Source organism: bacterium, assembly GCA_030685015.1.
Classification (GTDB): domain Bacteria; phylum CAIWAD01; class CAIWAD01; order CAIWAD01; family CAIWAD01; genus CAIWAD01.
This window is the reverse complement of sequence record JAUXWS010000010.1, coordinates 1-16,963: the sequence shown is the minus strand read 5'-3', so window position 1 is coordinate 16,963 and position 16,963 is coordinate 1. Positions and strand designations below refer to the sequence as shown.

13 protein-coding genes are annotated in these 16,963 nt (G+C 70.8%); 5 read left to right on the top strand and 8 right to left on the bottom strand.

The window, feature by feature from the left end:
- Positions 1-5: 5 nt before the first annotated feature.
- Genes Q8O14_00840 through purL form a run of 3 tightly spaced genes read right to left on the bottom strand, consistent with a single transcriptional unit; the run spans position 6 to position 6,255 of the window.
- A complete protein-coding gene (locus Q8O14_00840; GenBank protein MDP2359286.1) occupies positions 6-524 on the bottom strand; it encodes a DUF1318 domain-containing protein in 519 nt (172 codons plus the stop codon).
- Positions 521-4,018: a hypothetical protein gene (locus tag Q8O14_00835; protein ID MDP2359285.1), complete on the bottom strand. Its 3,498-nt coding sequence runs from the start codon at positions 4,016-4,018 to the stop codon at positions 521-523. The genes Q8O14_00840 and Q8O14_00835 overlap by 4 nt, the downstream gene beginning before the upstream one ends.
- Positions 4,015-6,255, bottom strand: coding sequence for a phosphoribosylformylglycinamidine synthase subunit PurL (purL, locus tag Q8O14_00830; protein MDP2359284.1), 2,241 nt, complete (start codon positions 6,253-6,255; stop codon positions 4,015-4,017). The genes Q8O14_00835 and purL overlap by 4 nt, the downstream gene beginning before the upstream one ends.
- 145 nt (positions 6,256-6,400) lie before the next feature.
- Between purL and Q8O14_00825 the strand changes: the two genes are divergently transcribed.
- Complete coding sequence (locus tag Q8O14_00825; protein MDP2359283.1) at positions 6,401-6,808, top strand: Rrf2 family transcriptional regulator; 408 nt, start codon at positions 6,401-6,403, stop codon at positions 6,806-6,808.
- Positions 6,809-6,877: 69 nt separating this feature from the next.
- Here the strand turns inward: Q8O14_00825 and Q8O14_00820 are convergent, their stop codons facing one another.
- The 5 genes from Q8O14_00820 to Q8O14_00800 form a co-directional block, all read right to left on the bottom strand.
- Complete coding sequence (locus Q8O14_00820; protein MDP2359282.1) at positions 6,878-7,675, bottom strand: histidinol-phosphatase; 798 nt, start codon at positions 7,673-7,675, stop codon at positions 6,878-6,880.
- 9 nt (positions 7,676-7,684) lie between these two features.
- A complete protein-coding gene (locus tag Q8O14_00815) occupies positions 7,685-9,232 on the bottom strand; it encodes a TolC family protein (GenBank protein ID MDP2359281.1) in 1,548 nt (515 codons plus the stop codon).
- Positions 9,225-10,502: an ABC transporter permease gene (locus Q8O14_00810; protein ID MDP2359280.1), complete on the bottom strand. Its 1,278-nt coding sequence runs from the start codon at positions 10,500-10,502 to the stop codon at positions 9,225-9,227. The genes Q8O14_00815 and Q8O14_00810 overlap by 8 nt, the downstream gene beginning before the upstream one ends.
- The gene (locus Q8O14_00805; GenBank protein ID MDP2359279.1) at positions 10,499-11,665 is read right to left on the bottom strand and encodes an efflux RND transporter periplasmic adaptor subunit; all 1,167 of its coding nucleotides are present in this window, start codon (positions 11,663-11,665) and stop codon (positions 10,499-10,501) included. Before Q8O14_00805 ends, Q8O14_00810 begins: the two co-directional genes overlap by 4 nt.
- 272 nt (positions 11,666-11,937) lie before the next feature.
- Complete coding sequence (locus tag Q8O14_00800) at positions 11,938-13,317, bottom strand: dipeptidase (GenBank protein ID MDP2359278.1); 1,380 nt, start codon at positions 13,315-13,317, stop codon at positions 11,938-11,940.
- Positions 13,318-13,386: 69 nt separating this feature from the next.
- Here Q8O14_00800 and Q8O14_00795 point away from each other — a divergent pair, with 69 nt between their 5' ends.
- The 4 genes from Q8O14_00795 to Q8O14_00780 form a co-directional block, all read left to right on the top strand.
- Complete coding sequence (locus Q8O14_00795) at positions 13,387-14,472, top strand: aldo/keto reductase (protein MDP2359277.1); 1,086 nt, start codon at positions 13,387-13,389, stop codon at positions 14,470-14,472.
- Positions 14,473-14,770: 298 nt separating this feature from the next.
- Positions 14,771-15,994, top strand: a complete 1,224-nt coding sequence (locus Q8O14_00790; GenBank protein MDP2359276.1) for an alginate export family protein — start codon at positions 14,771-14,773, stop codon at positions 15,992-15,994.
- Between the two features lie 171 nt (positions 15,995-16,165).
- Entirely contained in the window at positions 16,166-16,666 is a 501-nt protein-coding gene (locus Q8O14_00785; GenBank protein ID MDP2359275.1) for a hypothetical protein, read from the top strand.
- A gap of 64 nt (positions 16,667-16,730) precedes the next feature.
- Positions 16,731-16,963 (top strand): hypothetical protein (locus Q8O14_00780; GenBank protein MDP2359274.1); only part of this gene is annotated, 233 nt, incomplete at its 3' end.

The window sequence follows — 16,963 nt, the reverse complement described above, 5'->3', positions numbered from 1 at the left end:
CCTGCTCATTTGGCCGTCCAGCTGCCGTCCGCCCGCTGGATGCGGGCGCCCCGGGGCGCCTCGTCCTGCTGGATGGCGGCGAACAGGCGGGCCAGCTCGCCCGCATCCTGCTCCGGATAGAGACGGCGCAGGCGGGCCAGCAGCACCTCGCGGTCCTGGTTGTCCTGCTCCACGACGCGTTCGAGCAGGCTGCGCTCGGATCCGGGCGGCAAATCCGCGGCCAGCAGCTCCAGGCGCCCGTCCCGGTTCTCGCCCAGCTGGCCGGCGGCCAGCAGCCGCAGGCGGTCGTCCTGGTTGAAGCGCCGGCGGCGGATCGACTTGAGCAGGTTCTCCCGCTCCCCCGCCGTTGCCATCGAGTCGGGCAGGCCGCGCAGGGAGGTCGCCATCCACATCTCGCGTCCGAAACTCTGGTAGGATCCCAGCACCTGCTTCTCGAGCAGGCTGCGTTCCCCCGTCACCTTGATCTCGGGGGCCTGCAGGGAGCAGGCGCCGGCCAGCAGGCTCAGCCACAGCCACTGTTTCACGGGGTCTCCTCCTCGGCCAGGGCGAAGTTGCGGATCATGAAGCCCAGGGGCAGCGGACTCATGGGGATGGCGACGTCGGGCAGCGGCGAGAAGGGGCTCTTGCGCAAGGACACGCGCGGCCGGGCGAAGCCGTGGGCGACGTCGAAGTCGACCCGCTCCACGCGATAGCGGAAGCCGGGCAGTTCCAGCAGGCGGCGCACCTTGCCGATGCTGGGATCCACGCCCTGGGCGTCCAGCGCCCGCAGCAGGTTGAGCGTCACCTGACGGTCCAGGTCGGGCATGCGCAACTGGCCGCGGAGCTGGTCCAGCGACCTGAGGTCCAGGCCGGCGCCCTCCAGGTGCAGGACGGCGTTGACCAGACCCTGCGCGGCCCCGCCACCGCCGGCCCCTCCGCCGAACTCGAAATGGCGGCTGTCCAGGCCGATCAACGAGCAGTCCAGGGCGTAGCTGGTGTTGTCCAGGCCCACCAGCTCCATGGCGCCGCGCACGCCTCCGCCCAAGAGCGTGAAGCGGAACTCGGGCAGGTCGAGCCGGCCCTGCCCGATGCGCAGGTCGGCGCTCAGGGCTTCCATCGACCATTCGCCATAGCGGACCCGGGCGATGCGCAGGGGCCAGCCCCGCCCTTGCCGCAGCGCGGCCCGGCGCTGGGGATCGGCCTCGAAATCGGGCTGCCGCCGGTCCCAGCCGCGCAGGGAGTTCCAATCCACCGGCTGGCGCCGGCGGTCGCTGGCCAGCGCGAAGGCCGGTTCCAGGGCGAAGACCTGGGTGAAGGGCAGGTCGAGCGCCAGTTCCGTCACCCGGGCCTCCTGCCGCCAATCGAGGGAGTCGATGCGGCATACCAGATCGCCCACCACGGCGTAGAGGCCGTCCGGGCGGCGCTCCAGGCGCTGGGTCAGGTTCACGCGCCCGCCCATTTGCAGCCCCGGCCAGGGCCGCAGCAGGCGGCGGCCGCCCAGGCCCAGCTCCATCGTCACCAGGTCCGGCCTGGTGCCACGCCAGTCGTCCAGCCGGACCGAGACAAGGCCCGCCAGATCCAGCGAGGCGAGGCCCAGGCGCAGGTCCCCTCCCGCGGCGAGGGCGCCGCCGCGGCCGGGCTCCAGCCAGAGGCTGTCGCCCAGCGCCAGGCTGAGGGGAAGATCCAGGCGCCCCGCGCCGGCCAGGCTGAACCCCTCCCAGGACCAGGCGGGATCGGCCATCTGCAGGCTGGCCAGCTGCAGGTCCAGGCTCCAATCGGCGCCCAGGGTGTCCAGCTGGCAGACGGCCTCTCCTCCCACATCATCGGCCAGCCAGCCCGGCACGCGCAGGCGGCCGCCCGCCACGGTGAGGCGCAGCTCGCCACCCAGGGGCTCGCCCTGGCGGCCCAGGTGCAGATCGGCGGCGCCGCCGGCCGTCGCCGCCTCGACACTCACTCCGCTGGGGCGCCACTCCAGCGGCAGCAGGGCGATCAGGCGGGGCAGGTCCAGCCGGGTCCAGTCCACCTTGAGGCGGGCGCCGTCCGCTGTCCGGCCCAGGCGCAGTTGCAGCGCGGGCAGGGGCTCGGGCCGCAGTTCGGCCCACAGCGTGTCCGGCCAGGGGACAGGAGCGAACAGGTCGCCCAGGCGGGCGCCGCCGGAGATCTCCAGCCGGTGCAGGGGCAGGTCGAGGCGGCGTCCGGCGGCGTCCAGTTGCAGGTCGCCGGGGATCGCCTCCAGTTGGAAGCGCAGGCCATGTCCCGCCTCCACCTGCGCCGCGACGCGCAGCCCGCCGCCGAGGGATGGATCCAGGCCGTCCAGGGACAGGCGGCTCGTCTCCAGGTCCAGGCGCAGAGGGAGATCCTGGAAGCGCTGCGGCTGCTCCTGCCAGGCCGCCAGATCCTCCGCCCAGTCCGCCAGGGAGGGCAGCCGGCCATTGGCGCTGAGGTCGATGCGTCCGCCCTGCCACGATGCCACCGACAGGTCCGCCGCCAGCTCCAGGCTGTCGCGCGGACCGGACCCTGCCACCACCAGGCGCAGCTCGAGGCCTTGGGGATCGTCGAAGGGGGGCTGGGCGAGGAGCAGGCGCTCCAGGCTGGCGCTCAGCTCCAGGCGGGGTTGCCGCGGCAGGGGATGGGCCAGCTCGAGATCCCCGCGCAGTTCCTGACGCAGGACCAGCCCCTCGGCGGCCAGTCCCGCGGCGGGCAGCTCCAGGCGGGCCGCCGTCAGGCGCAGGACCTCCTCCCAGGCGCCCTGCCCCGTGCCGAAATCCTCGGACAGGGTCAGGCGCAAGGTGCCGCCCAGTTCCAGCTCCAGGGTGCCGCCCAGGGGCGGCAGCTCCAAAGCGCGGCCCAGTTCGCCCAGGCGATCCAGGTCGAGGGCCAAGCGCTGCGACCAGTCGGCCTGCGCCTCCCAGCCGTCCTCGACCTGCCGCAGGGCGGCCTCCAGGCGTCCGTCGGTGGCCAGCCCCTCGCCCACCAGCAGCAGATCAAGCACGGCGTCGGCGCGCAGGGGATTCTCGCGGACGGGCCAGGCCAGTTCCACGGAGGTGCGGAAGCGCTCCGGCAGCGGCGTGGCGCGGCCCTCCCAATTGAGGATGAGATCGCGCGGCCGCAGATCGAGGCTCGCGCCCAGGTGCAGGGTGTCACGGACCAGGTCCAGCCTCAGGTCGATCTGCTGCAGCAGATCCGGGCCGCGGGCCATGTCCAGGCCGGTGGCGGCCAGGGCTTGCCGGAGGCCGGGCGGCAGGGGCAGGGGACGCAGGTCAAGGCCGGGTGCGGCGTCCTGCCATGGCCCGGACCAGCCCAGCAGCATGCCGGCGAGCAGCTGGGGCGGCACCCGGCCTGCGGCCACCTCCCGCAGGGCATTCGGCTCCAGGCGGGGCAGGCGCAGGTCAAGGCCGAAGGTTGGACTGGCCAGGTCGAGGGGCCGTCCGCCTTGATGGCCGGCCAGGGTCAGGCGCAGGTCGCGCAGGATGAGGCGGGTGGAGTCCACCACCCAGCCCCTGTCGGCCAACAGGCGCAGGTGGCGGAGGGGATCGGCCATGCTGCTGTCCTCCCCCGCCTCGTTCGCCAGATCCAGCCAGGCGGGGAGAAGCAGGCTGTCCTGCCAGCTGAGGTTGAGGGTCAGGCCCGCCACGACCAGGGAGTCCAGGCGCAGGCGCTTCTCAAGCATGAAGCCGGGACGGGGGTAGAAACCGATGCGGGCGGCCTGCAGAAACGGGCGGCCCAGGCTGTCGCCGCCCACTTCCACGTTGCGCAGCTCCCAATGGCGCAGTCCGCGCCGCTCGAAGTCCAGGCTGACGCTCGTGCCCAGGGCGGCGCCCAGCTGGTCGCCCAGCAGGAGCCCCACGCGCTGATCCTGCAGAAGAACAGCGGCGCCGAGGAGCAGGACGGCCGCGGCCAGCAGGGCGCTGAGGAAAAGGCGCCGCAGCCAGCGGCGGCGACGGCGGGGCGGCGGCGTCTCCGCCACGGGGGCATCCGGCGCGACGGGCCCGCCCCCGGGGGAAGGCAATTCCGCCGCGCTCGGCCGGTCCGCTTTCATGATTGCTCCAGGCGGCGCTCCAGGCTGGTCCACCAGGTTTCGGCCATGCCCGTCACGGCCAGATCCACCATGCCTTCGATCAGGAGGCGGTCGCCGCCCGTGGCGCCGATCTCGCGCAGGGGCAGGCCGTGCCGCCGCGCCAGATCGGCCAGCTCGGCCCGATGCTCGGGCAACGCGCTGAGGACGACCAGCCCCGGCGTCTCGGCGAAGAGGAGGCGCGGGGCGTCCAGTCCGGGCGCGAGCAGCGGCGCGAGGTCGACCGTGCAGCCCACCTGGCGCGTCTCGTCGAGCAGGCAGGCCTCGGCCAGGGTGACGGCCAGCCCGCCCTCGGACACGTCGTGGGCGCTGCGCAGCAGGCCGGCCGCCGCCGCCGCCGCCAGGAAGGCTTGCAGGGCGCACTCGTGCTCCAGGTCCACCTCGGGCACGGCACCGGTCAGTTCCCCCAGTCGCCGCTCAAGGAAGAGGCTGCCCCCCAGGGCACTGTCCGGCCTCCCCGCCAGAAGGACCAGCTCGTCCTCCCCGCGGAAGGCCGAGGGCACGGGCTCCACGCCCTCGAGCAGGCCCACCATCCCGATGACGGGAGTTGGATGGACGGCCCCGTGCGGGCTTTCGTTGTAAAAGCTGACGTTGCCGCCCGTCACCGGCGTGTCAAAGGCGCGACAGGCCTCACCCATGCCGTCCACCGCCTCGCGGAACTGCCAATAGATCTCGGGATCGTAGGGGTTGCCGAAGTTGAGGCAGTTGGTGATGGCCAGCGGCACGGCCCCGGCGCAGGCGATGTTGCGGGCCGCCTCGGCCACGGCGGCGCGGGCGCCGCGGCGCGGGTCCAGTTGCACAAGGCGGGCATTGCAGTCGACGGCCACCGCCAGACGCTTGTCCGTGCCCTTGATCCGCACCACGGCGGCGTCGGCGCCGGGACGGATCTCGGTGGCGGTGCCGATCATGTGGTCGTACTGGCGGTAGATCCAGCGCCGGCTGCAAACATTCTCATGGGCCAGCAGGGCCAGCAGTTCGGCGCCCAGATCGGCGGGCGGCGGCACGGTGGACAGATCGCGCCCACGGTGCCGGGCGTGGTCGGCCGGCTCGCGCCATTCGCGCTGGTAGACGGGGGCGCCGCCGCCCAGGACGAGCGAGTGGGCGGGGACGTCCACCACCCGCTCCCCGTGGTGGAAGACTTCGAAGCGGCCCGTGTCCGTCACCTCCCCGATCTGGGCGCAGTGGATGTCCCAGCGCGCGCAGATGCGCCGCACCGTCTCCTCGCGCCCCTTGCTCACCACGACCAGCATGCGCTCCTGGGATTCCGAGAGCAGCACCTCGTAGGCCGTCATGCCGCTCTCGCGCTGGGGCACCCGCTCGATCTCGATGCGGATGCCGGCCTCCCCCTTGGCGCTCATCTCGCTGCAGGAGCAGGTGATCCCCGCCGCCCCCATGTCCTGGATGCCCACCAGATCGCCGGACTGGATCATTTCCAGCGTGGCCTCGAGCAGCAGCTTCTCGGAGAAGGGGTCTCCCACCTGGACGCTGGAGCGCTTCTCCTCGCTCTCCTGCGACAGCTCGACGCTGGCGAAGGTGGCGCCATGGATGCCGTCGCGGCCGGTGGAGGCGCCCACCAGGAAGACGGGGTTGCCCGCCCCCCGCGCCACGGCGCTGGCCGTCTGGTCGTGGCGGACGATGCCCACCGTCATGGCGTTGACCAGGGGATTGCCGTTGTAGGCGGCGTCGAACTGCACCTCGCCGCCCACCGTGGGAATGCCCAGGCAGTTGCCGTAGTCGCCGATGCCGCGCACGATGCCGTCCACCAGCCAGCGCGTCGTGTCGTGGGAGAGGGCGGGGAAGCGCAGCGAGTTGAGGCTGCAGATGGGGCGCGCGCCCATGGTGAAGATGTCGCGCATGATGCCGCCCACTCCGGTGGCGGCGCCCTGGTAGGGCTCCACGGCGGAGGGGTGGTTGTGGCTCTCGATCTTGAAGGCCACGGCCAGGCCGTCCCCGATGTCCACGAGGCCGGCGTTCTCCTCCCCCGCCTCCACCAGGAGGCGCCCGCCCGAGCGGGGCAGGGTCTTGAGGCGGGCGATGGAGTTCTTGTAGGAGCAGTGCTCGGACCACATCACGCTGTAGACACCCAGCTCCGCCCAGCTGGGGGCGCGACCGAGGATCTCATGGATGCGGGCGAATTCCTCATCGGTCAGCCCGTGCTCCCGGGCATGGTCAAGGGTGGGCTCCGGCTCGCGTTGCCGCATGGCGTCCTTCCTGCTTGGCTGTGGGCGGGTCCGACGCCCGCAGGGGGAATGTAGCAAGCTCGCGGCCCGGCCCGAACTGCTACCTTGGGGCCGAGGTTGGATGTGGTCCGGCCCCCGCGCCGTCATCATTCATGTCAGGAAGATCATGCGTCTGTCCAAGACCACCGAGTATGCCATCCGCGCCATGTCCTACATGGCCCGCCAGCCGGACGAGTTGATGTCCGTGGCCCGGCTGGCGGAGAAGCTGGAAATCCCCTATAAATACCTGGCCCGCCTCATGACCCAGCTCAGCCAGGCGGGCCTGCTCAGCTCCACCCAGGGCAAGCGCGGGGGCTACCGCATCGCGCGGCCCCTGGACCAGATCCATCTCCATCAGATCGTCGAGGTGGTGGAGGGCCTGGCCAACTACCACCGCTGCGTGCTGGGCTACCCCAGCTGCGACGACCAGAACCCCTGCTGCATGCACCATCTCTGGGAGCCGCAGCTGGCGGGCGTGCGGAAGATGATCTACGAGCACACCCTGGCCGACCTGCAGCAGGGCACGCGCTTCTGACCCTCCTGCCCGGGTGGGGTCCTGCGGTGGCCGGCACGGCGGTCAACACCCTCCGCGTCCCGCCTGCGTTCAGAGTCGCGGGGTCGGGATGGGGCGGGGAACTCCCTGTCGAAAGTCCGTGAAGCAGACGCGGGCATCCCGCCGGGCCAGCTCCGCCAGGAGGGCGAAGCCCGACCCGGCCTGCTCCGGGTGGTGGGCATCGGAGGCGCTGGTGAGGGGCATGCCGCGCGCCAGCACCTCCTCCAACAGCCAGGGGGCGGGGTAAAGGGTGGCCGCGCCCTTGCGCAAGAGGCTGGTGTTGCACTCCACCGCCACCCCGGCCCGCGCGGCGCGGTCCAGGGCGCGGCAGGCCAGCTCGCGTTCGCCGGGGAGGGGCTCCCGCTCGATCATCCGGTAGACGTCGGGATGGCTCATGGCGTGGAAAAGCCCGCTCGCCGCGGCGTCGCCCCAGGCCTGCCAGTAGGCTTCCAGCACCGCCGACTCGCGCTCCGGCGCGCAGCGGATGATGAAATCCCAGCCCTGCGCTCCCGGGATGAAATGGACGCTGCCCAGGCAGAGGTCCCAGTCCCGCGCCCCCACCACGGCGCGGTTGATCTCCTGGAAGCCCTCCAGCCAGTCCACCTCCAGCCCCACTCCGATCTCGAGCCGCCCGCGCCAGGCCGCGGCCAGGGCGCGAATCTGGTCATGATAGGCCTCCAGTTCGGCGCAGGCCATGCGATGGACCAGATCCATGCGGTCGTCGAGGGGGGCGTGGTCGGTGAAGACGATGCGGCGCAGGCCGGCCTTCCAGGCTGCCTGGGCGTATTCATCCGGCTCGCCGACAGCGTGCCGGCAGCGGGGGGTATGCAGGTGCAGGTCGGGCAGCATGGGCAGTGGTCAGTGATAAGTGGTCAGTGGCCACTGGCCACTGGGCACTGGATACTGTCCGATGGCCTGTTCCTCCAGCACGAGCCGCACGGCCTCCCGGTCCTGGCCGGTCAGCCGTTCCAGGTCGAGGCGGACGCGGACCTGGGCCACGCGCATCTCCAGCGCCTGCAGGCGGGCGCGGGAGAGGGCGCGGTCGGCGTCAATCAGGTCCTGGCTGGTGATCTGGCCGGCGGCGAAGCGCTCCCGGCTGATTGCGGCGTCCCGCTCGGCCAGCTCCAGCTGGCGCTCCAGCAGCGGTGCCTGCAGGCGCAGCTCCTCGCTTCGCAACCAGAACTGCTCCAGGGTCGCGGCCAGACTCTCCTCCAGCTCGCGCAGACGCAACTCCTGGCGCCGCAGGTGGATCCCGGCGCTGCGGAGGGCCCGCCCGCGCTCGCCCCCGGCCAGGAGGGGCCAGCTGAGATCGAGGCTGATGGAGCGGTCGAGGACCGGCTCGTCGGGCCGCCACAGCCAGTTCCCGCCCTCCTCGCGCCAGGTCCAGGCGGCGTCCAGCTCCAGCTCGGGCAGGCGGTCCACCCGGGCGCGGCGCTGCTCCCGGCGCGCCTTGAGGCTCTCCAGCCGCTGGCGGGCCAACCCGGCGTTGCCCGCCGCGAGCAAGGCGGCCAGGGCGGCGCGGTCCTGCGGCCCGGCTGCGGCGGGCAGGCGGGGATCCAGGGGCGGGGCCGTCGCCTCGGTCCCCCCCAGCAGGCGCATGAAATCGCGCCCCGCCAGCACGGTCGCCAGGGAATCCGTCTGGAAGGAGGCACGCAGGCGCAGGTCGTCCAGCTCCACCTTGAGATAGTCGCTCTCGGCGATGAGGCCGGCCTCGAAGCGGGAGGCGGCCCGCTCCAGGTTGCCCCGGGAGACGCTCAGGTCCTGGCGGGCCAGGGCCATGCCCTCCTGCCGCTGCAGCAGGGCGAGAAAGGCAAGGGCGACGCGGTGGCGGAAGTCCGCCAGCTGTTCGAGGGCTTCCAATCCGGCCTGCTCCGCCTCCCGCCCGCTCTCGACCAGGTCGCCCAGGAGCAGGGAACGGGGCAGCAGGCTCTGGCGGACACGCGCCGACCAGGCGCCGCCGTACTCCTCGTCGAAGCTGCCCGTGTCGGAACGGCGATGCCAGGTGTCGGCGGAGAGGCCCAGGCGCGTGCCCAGGGGCAGCTCCTGGTTGAGGGCCAGGCCGCCGCTCTCCCGCCGCTGGTTCCAGTCCACCCAGACGAGGCGCAGGGAATCCCCCTGGGCGGTCCAGGTCTCGTTGCGCGAATCGATGATGGAGGGGGCGCGCAGGGTGAGGGTGAGACGGGGGGTGAGGCGCAAGCGCGCCGCCTCGCGGGCCAGGCGGGATTCGAGCAACGCCAGACGGGCTCCCTCCACCTCGCGGTGGCCGGCCAGGGCACGGGCCAAGGCCTCTTCAAGATCGAGCAGGCCCGCGGGCGGGGGGTGGGTCTCCTGCTCCTCCGCGGGCAGGCGGCCGGCCTGGAGGCCCAGCAGGACGAGGAGGATGCTGAAGACACTCCGACTACTCATGGCGGAGGGCCTCGATGGGGTCCAGGCGGGCGGCGCTGCGGGCCGGCATCAGGCCGAAGGCGAGGCCGATGAGGACGGAGACGCCGAAGGCGAGGGCCACGCTCCAGGGCTGGACGGCCGTCTCCCAGCCCGCCAGGCCGCTGATCCCCCGGGCGAGGGCAAGACCCAGGGCAATGCCGGCCAGGCCGCCCCCCACCGAGATGAGAACAGCCTCCACCAGGAACTGCAGCTCCACCTCGGCGGCGGTGGCGCCCAGCGCCCGGCGCACGCCGATCTCCCGCGTCCGTTCCAGCACGCCCGCCAGCATGATGTTCATGATGCCGATGCCGCCCACGATGAGGGAGATGGAGGCGATGGCCCCCATCACCAGGTTGAACATGCGCTGGGTGGCCTGCTGCTGGCGGATCAGCTCCAGGGGAACGGTCAGGCGCGTGTCGCGCGCTCCCAGGTGCCGCCGCTCGATCACCGCCCGCACCAGGCGGGCCGTCTCGGCCACCCGCTCGGCGGAGGCGGCGCGCACCACCACCTGGTCCACCCGCCCGGCGCGCCCCTCCGGGGCATGGCGGGTCGCCATGGTGGCGAAAGGAATCCAGGCGAGGACCGGATCCTCGCCGCCCTCCACCCCCTTGTTTCCGCCTGCTTCCTGGCTGGAGGGGCCGCCCTGGGCGGCGCCGCCCTCGGGCGCGCTGGCCATGACGCCCACCACCTGGTACCACTCGCCGCCCAGCTTGACCTGGCGGCCCAGCAGTCCGTCGCCGCCGCCCAATTGCGCCTGGGCCGTGGCGCTGAGCAGGCAGACGCGGGAGGCGTGGCGCCCGTCGTGGGCGGCGAGGGGCCGGCCCCGCACGGCCAGGCCGGGAAAGAGGTCCAGGTAATCCTCGTCCACGCCGCGCACGGGTCCCTTCAGCCGGCGGCGCCCCAGTTGGAGGGGCAGCTCACGCTTGAGGCTGGCGCTGGCCCGGGCGTCGGGCAAGAGGCCGAGGATGGCCGCCATGTCCCGGCGTTGCAGGCCGGGCGAGTTGAGCGGCCTGTCCTCGGGGGGAATCTGGTCGGCGGGCAGGGCCTCGATCAGGATGTTCTCCGCCCCCAGGCGCTTGAGGCGCTCGAGGGCCTGGCGGCGCGCCCCCTCGCCAATGGCCAGCATGGCGATGACCGCCCCCACGCCGAAGATCATGCCCAACATGGTGAGGGCCGTGCGCAGTTTGTGTCCCGCCAGGCTGCGGCGGCCCTCGCGCCAGGAGAGCAGCAGGACGCGGGACCCGGGGATCACGGCCGCCCGCCCCCCGCCGTCGCCGGGGGCGGTGCGGAGCTCCTGGCGCCGGGGGTGCGCCGTTCCTGCCCTCCCAGCAGCACGGCGTCTCCCTCCGCCAGGCCGGATTGCACCAGGACACGGTCGCCGTCGCCCGGCCCCGGCTCGATCGCTTGCCGCCGCGCCCCGTCCTTGCCGGCAAGCCAGACGTGCCAGCCGGCCTCGTCCTGGTGCAGGGCCTCCACCGGCACGGTGAGGGCGTCCTCCTCGCGGAAGCCAAAAATGGTGGCGCGGGCGTTCATGCCCGGTTTGAGGATGGGGTCGGACTGGTCGAGGCGCACGCGCAGGTCGAAAGCCTTGATCCCGCTCTCGTCGTCCCGCTCGCTGGCCAGGACGCCCATGTCCAGCACGCGGCCGCTGAAGCGGCGGTCCGGCCAGGCGTCCAGCGCCACGCCGCAGGAATCCCCCACCTTGACCAGGCCCACGTCCACCTCGTTGACGCGCAGATCCACCAGCATGGTGTCGAAGTCGGGCAGCTCGAGAATGGAGGAGCCGCGCCAGGGCGTGTCGCCCGCCTTGACCTTGCCCATGCGGTCGCCTTTCCAGATGGGCAGATAGACGACCATGCCGCGCTGGGGGGCACGGATGACCATCTGCTCAAGGGACTGGCGCGCCGTGGCCAGCTCGGCGCGGGCCTGCGCCACCTTCAGTTCCAGGCTGCCCAGGCTTTCGCGGCCGATCGTCTCCTGGGCCCGGCTCCGCGCCAGCGACTTCTCCAGCGCCAGGGTGGACTGGTGGAACTGCAGCTCCGCCTCCTGGCGGGCCACCTCGCTCTCCCAGCGGGAACGGTCGGCCTGCAAGCGCGACAGGCGCCAGGAGATGCTGTCATAGGTGAGGGTGCTCTTGAGCGAGGCCATCTCCGACTCGTGCTCGGCCTCGCCCTTGCGCAGGGCCGCCAGCGCGATGTCGAGGCCGGCCTCCTTCTCCTCCACCTGCTTGCGCGCCTCGGTGGCGTCGAACCTGACCAGGGTGTCGCCCGCTTCGACGCTGCTCCCCTCCTCCACCAGCCAGAGGATCTGCATGTTCATGCGCAGGGCGGGCACGTCGATGGTGGTGGAATGAAGGGCGGAGATGCTGCCCGCCTCGACCAGGCGCACCTCGAAGGGGCCGCGCCGCACCGGCACGCTGGCCCCCTCCTCCCCGCGGCAGCCCCACAGGATTGCCAGCAGCCCGGCGAACACCAGCCAGCGGGCGGCAGGGCGCCGGGCCGCGCGGGCGATGGGGGCAGGCAGCCTGTCGGGCTTGGGCTTTGGATGGGATTCGCGCCCAAATCGAGGCCGGTTTTTCGGAATTTTCGCGGGGCATACTGGTGGTCTGTTCAAGAAAATTGCGGAAAATCCGGACCGGTTGGGGCGATGAAGACCGCCAAGTGGCCAAGTCCGACAGGCTGCTACACTCATGCCGTCCCCATCTGTCCCGGCAGCAGCCGGTAGAACCAGGCCGCCGCCTTCATCCCGCCGAAAATGTTGGCCAGGCTGAGATTCTCGTTGGGGCTGTGGCAGCGGCTGTCGGGCAGGCCGAAGCCCATCAGCACGGTCTTGAGCCCGAGCACCTCGTCGAAGGAGGCGACGATGGGGATGGAGCCGCCTTCCCTCATGTAGACGGGCTTGGCCCCGAAGCCGCGCTCGAGGGCGGCCATCCCGGCCCGCACGGCCGGATGGTCGATGGGCGTCAGCACGGGCTTGCCGGCGTGGTGGCGCTTGACCGTCAAGCGGACGCCGGCCGGCAGGCGGCGGCGCCAATGGGCCTCGACCAGGTCGGCCACCTCGGCCGGATCCTGGTCGGGCACGAGGCGGAAGCTCACCTTGGCGGCGGCGCGGGCGGGCAGGACGGTCTTGGCCCCCTCTCCCGTGAAGCCGCCCATGAAGCCGTTGACGTCGCAGGTGGGGCGCGCCCACAGATGCTCGAGCGGCGTCCAGCCCTCCTCCGGGCGCAGCCCGTCCACGGCCAGGGAGGCGCGGAAGGCGGCCTCGTCGAACTCAAGGGCGGCGAAGGCGCGGCGCTCCTCGGCGGAGAGGGGCAGCACCTTGTCGTAGAAGCCGGGCACGGCGACGCGGCCCTGCCCGTCCTTGAGGGAGGCGAGCAGATCGGCCATCACATTGAGCGGGTTGACCACCGGTCCGCCGAAGCTGCCGCTGTGCAGGTCGAGGGAGGGGCCCTCCAGCTCCAGCTCCAGGTAGGCCAGGCCCTTCAATCCGTAGGTGATGCCGGGGCGGCCCTCGGCGAACATGGCCGTATCGCTGATGACAGCGCAGTCGGCGGCGAGCAGGTCGCGGTTGGCCGCCAGGAAGGGACCCAGGTTGGGGCTGCCGATCTCCTCCTCCCCCTCGATGAGCAGGACGACGTTGAGGGGCAGGCCACCCTCCTCGGCCAGCAGGGCCTCCAGCGCCTTGAGGTGGCAGAAGACCTGGCCCTTGTCGTCGGCCACGCCGCGCGCCACCAGACGGTCCCCCACCAGGGTGGCGGCGAAGGGCGGGTGGGTCCACAGCTCGAGCGGATCCACCGGCTGCACGTCGTAGTGGCCGTAGACGAGGACGGTGGGGGCGCCGGGCCGCTGCCGCCAGGAGGCGGTGAGGATGGGATGGCCGGGCGTCTCGTGCAGGCGGGCGTCGGCCAGGCCCATGGCCAGCAGCTGGTCGCGCAGGTGGAGGGCGCAGTCCCGCACCGCCTCCTTGCACTGCGGATCCGTGGAGACGGAGGGGAAGGCGAGCAGGCGCCTCAGCTCCTCCAGGTGCTCGTCGCGCCTTGCGTCCAGCCTGGCCATCACCGCGTCCATGCCGCCCCCCTTGTGTGGTACCTTGTCTCACGTCGGCGGAGGAAAGTACCACAATCCCGGAAGGTCCCGATGAGCCAGTGGAGCGGTTTGGCCTGCCCCGTGGCCACCGCCGCGCGCTGCGCGGCCCGTCTGCCGGAGGGCGCCTGGGCTCCCGGTCCCGGCTGGAGCGTCTCCCGCCTGGGCTGGGGCAGCCTGCCCGGCGAAGTGAAGAACATCGTCGACTCCAAGCTCGAGCGCGCCCTCGAGCAGGTGCTGGCGGGGGGCCTCAACCTGCTCGACACCAGCCCCGCCTACCGCCACCGCCGCAGCCAGGCGTCCGTGGGGCGCGCCTTGCAGCGCGCGCTGGGGAGGGGCTCGCTGCGCCGCGAGGAGCTGGTGGTGGCCACCCATGCCGGCTGGCTGGCCTTCGACCGCAAGGAGGAGGAGCCGGCCGTCCTGCTCGAGCGGGAGATCCTGCCCGCCACCGGCCTCACGCGGGAGGATCTGGTGGGGCAGGTCTGGAGCCTGCATCCGGCCTGGCTGCGCCACCAGCTGGAGATGGCCCGCCGCCTGTGCGGGCTGGCCTCCTTCGACCTGCTCATGCTGGACGCCCCCGAGACGGGACTCAAGGTCTGGCCGCGGGAGCGCTGGCGCGCCGTGCTGCTCAACGCTTTCGTCGCCTGCGAGGAGCTGCGCGGCGAGGGTCTCATCGGCGCTTACGGCATCTGCAGCCTCGAGGGCTTCCGCGCCAAGGCGGAAGGCCAATCCATTCTTGATCTGGCCGAGCTGCTGGCCCTGGCCCGCCAGGCGGCGGGCGGCGGGGAGCACGGCCTGCGCGCCCTGCAACTGCCCTACAGCCTGGCCGCCCTGGACCTGCTCAACCTGCGCTCCGGCGGCCGCGACCTGCGCCACCTGGCCGCCGACGAGGGGGTATGGCTCTGTGGCCTGCTCAGCCTGGGCCAGGGCCAGCTCACCAGCGGGCTGCCCGCCTACTTTCGCGAGCGCATGCCGGGCCTGTCCCCCGCCCAACAGGCGCTGCAGGTGGTGCTCTCGACCGAGGGCCTGGGCGCGGCGCTGGTGGGGATGAAGAGCCGCGAACACATCGAGGAGAACCTCGCCCTGCTCGCCAGGCCCCGCCTGGCAGCGGAGGCCTGGACCTCGCTCTTCAAGGAATGAGCGCAGGCCATGGGGACCGCGCTCGTCCTGTTGACACGCTCTCGCCCTTAACCTAATTTTAACGCGGGTTGAGCAGCGGCAGGGGCCGCCGGCCCCGTCGCCAAGCCAAGTCAGTCCAACACCGGAAGCCTATGAGTGCGCCCAGGACACCCTGGACAAGGCATTTCTCCAAGACCCGCCGAACGGCCCCCGCGCCCCCTTCGGCCGGGTCTTTCCGCTCTCACGCATCCCGCCGGAATCGTGCGACACCCCAAACCGACGATCGTGCAACACCCCAATCCAACTGGAGGACTCACTAATGAAGCAAGGATTGATGCTGTCCGTCCTGGCCCTGGCCACCCTGGCCCAGGCCGCGGACGTGGCCTTCGACGGCCAGGTCCGCTATCGCATGGAGAACAGCAATTTTGTCTGGAGCCCTGCTCATGGCAAGTTCGTACCCCCATTCGACAGCGACGTGGACGCCTACAACAAGGCCGTGCTGCGCACGCGCCTGGGCGCCACCGTCACCCCGCAGGAAGGGCTTAAGATCCACATCCAGGCCCAGGACAGCCGCACGGTGGGAGGCAGCCACGGCAGCAGCGGCACCCTGGCCGAGGACAGCAAGCTGGGCCTGCACCAGGGCTACTTCACCTGGGCCTGCCAGGAGCTCTCCGGCCTGGAGATCAAGGCCGGCCGCTTCGAGATGCCCATGGCCGACCAGCGCTTCTTCGGCGCCGTGGACTGGAACAACGTGGGCCGCTCCTTCGAGGGGTGGAAGCTGGGCTACACGGGCCTGGACCTGGTGGGCATCCACTTCTACGGCCTCAAGGTGAACGAGATGGCGGCGGCCAACATGGACCAGACGGCCTGGGGCCTCTACTTCGCCAACATCCTGGGCCGGCGCATCGACCTCTTCTACCACAACGACGACTTCGGCGAGAACGCGGCCGAAAAGAAGAACGTGCGCAGCACCATCGGCCTGCACTACGACAACACCTACTTCGACAAGCTGGGCGTCAACTTCAACTTCGGCACCCAGATGGGCACGAATGAGCAGGGTGCCGCCGACATGGACTATGCCGGCATGATGTACGGCCTGGACGCCAGCTGGGAGCTGGGCCTGGGCTGGCTGGACAAGGTGGGCTTCGGCTACGAGAGCATGAGCGGCCGCGACACCTCAGGCGACATGACGGAGTGGCAGGAGCTGTACCCGACTGCGCACAAGTTCCACGGCTACATGGACATCGCCGGCCCCGTCTACAGCGGCTCCACGGCGGGCTTGAACGACATCCAGGTCAACTTCTGGGGCAGCCTGCCCCTGGGCCTGGCCTACAAGCTGGACTACCACATGTTCAGCTTTGTCGAGGACACGGGCTTCGAGGGGAACACGGATCTGGGCAGCGAATTCGACTTCAGCCTGGCCAAGAAAATGGGCAACTTCGGCGTCAACCTGGGCTACAGCATGTTCACGCCCACGGACAACATCGCGCCGGGCGGCGACGCCCAGAGCTGGATGTATCTCATGTTCACGGCGGGCTTCTAGCCCTCCGTCCGCAGCTTATCAAGCCAAGCGCCCCGCACGGATCGTGCGGGGCGCTTGCTGTCATCGGGATCGGGATCGAGGTCCGATGGGAAGCCGATCTCTCGAAAGCGATAGCGATGGATCGTGCGGGGCGCTTGGTGTCATCGCGATCGGGATCGGGATCGAGGTCCGATGGGAAGCCGAGAACTCGATATCGATATCGATATCGATATCGACTGTGATTCCGATAGCGATGGGTCCGCGACGGGCTTCCAATCCTCTCGGCCACCATGGCAGTATTGGGATCGGGATCGCTATCGGGATCGGGATCGGGATCGAGGTTCGATGGGAAGACGAGAACTCGATATCGATATCGATATCGATATCGACTGTGATTCCGATAGCGATGGGTCCTCGACGGGCTTCCAATCCTCTCGGCCACCATGGCAGAATTGGGATCGGGATCGGGATCGAGGTCCGATGGGAAGCCGGGAACTCGATATCGATATCGATATCGATATCGACGGTGATTCCGATAGCGATGGGTCATTGACGGGCATCCAAACTACCCGGCCACCGCGGCAGGATCGGGATCGGGATCGCTATCGGGATCGAGGTCCGCTGGAAGGCCAAGAGTTCGATATCGATAGCGATAGCGATACCGATAGCGATGAGTCATCGACGGGCATCTAAACTACCCGGCCACCGCGGCAGAGGTGGAGATCGGGATCGCTATCGGGATCGGGATCGAGATCAGATGGGAAGCCGAGAGCTCGGTATCGATATCGATATCGATATCGATACCGACTGTGATTCCGATAGCGATGAGTCTTTGACGGGCATCCAATCCTCCCGGCCACCGCGGCAGGATCGGGATCGGGATCGAGGTCCGATGGGAAGCCGGGAACTCGATATCGATATCGATATCGATATCGACGGTGATTCCGATAGCGATGGGTCATTGACGGGCATCCAAACTACCCGGCCACC

Bases quoted from the DNA above. Each gene is read 5' to 3' on its own strand.
- Q8O14_00835 (MDP2359285.1), bottom strand. From the start codon at position 4,018: ATGAAAGCGGACCGGCCGAGCGCGGCGGAATTGCCTTCCCCCGGGGGC.
- purL (MDP2359284.1), bottom strand. From the start codon at position 6,255: ATGCGGCAACGCGAGCCGGAGCCCACCCTTGACCATGCCCGGGAGCAC.
- Q8O14_00825 (MDP2359283.1), top strand. From the start codon at position 6,401: ATGCGTCTGTCCAAGACCACCGAGTATGCCATCCGCGCCATGTCCTAC.
- Q8O14_00820 (MDP2359282.1), bottom strand. From the start codon at position 7,675: ATGCTGCCCGACCTGCACCTGCATACCCCCCGCTGCCGGCACGCTGTC.
- Q8O14_00815 (MDP2359281.1), bottom strand. From the start codon at position 9,232: ATGAGTAGTCGGAGTGTCTTCAGCATCCTCCTCGTCCTGCTGGGCCTC.
- Q8O14_00800 (MDP2359278.1), bottom strand. From the start codon at position 13,317: ATGGACGCGGTGATGGCCAGGCTGGACGCAAGGCGCGACGAGCACCTG.
- Q8O14_00795 (MDP2359277.1), top strand. From the start codon at position 13,387: ATGAGCCAGTGGAGCGGTTTGGCCTGCCCCGTGGCCACCGCCGCGCGC.
- Q8O14_00790 (MDP2359276.1), top strand. From the start codon at position 14,771: ATGAAGCAAGGATTGATGCTGTCCGTCCTGGCCCTGGCCACCCTGGCC.
- Q8O14_00785 (MDP2359275.1), top strand. From the start codon at position 16,166: ATGGGAAGCCGAGAACTCGATATCGATATCGATATCGATATCGACTGT.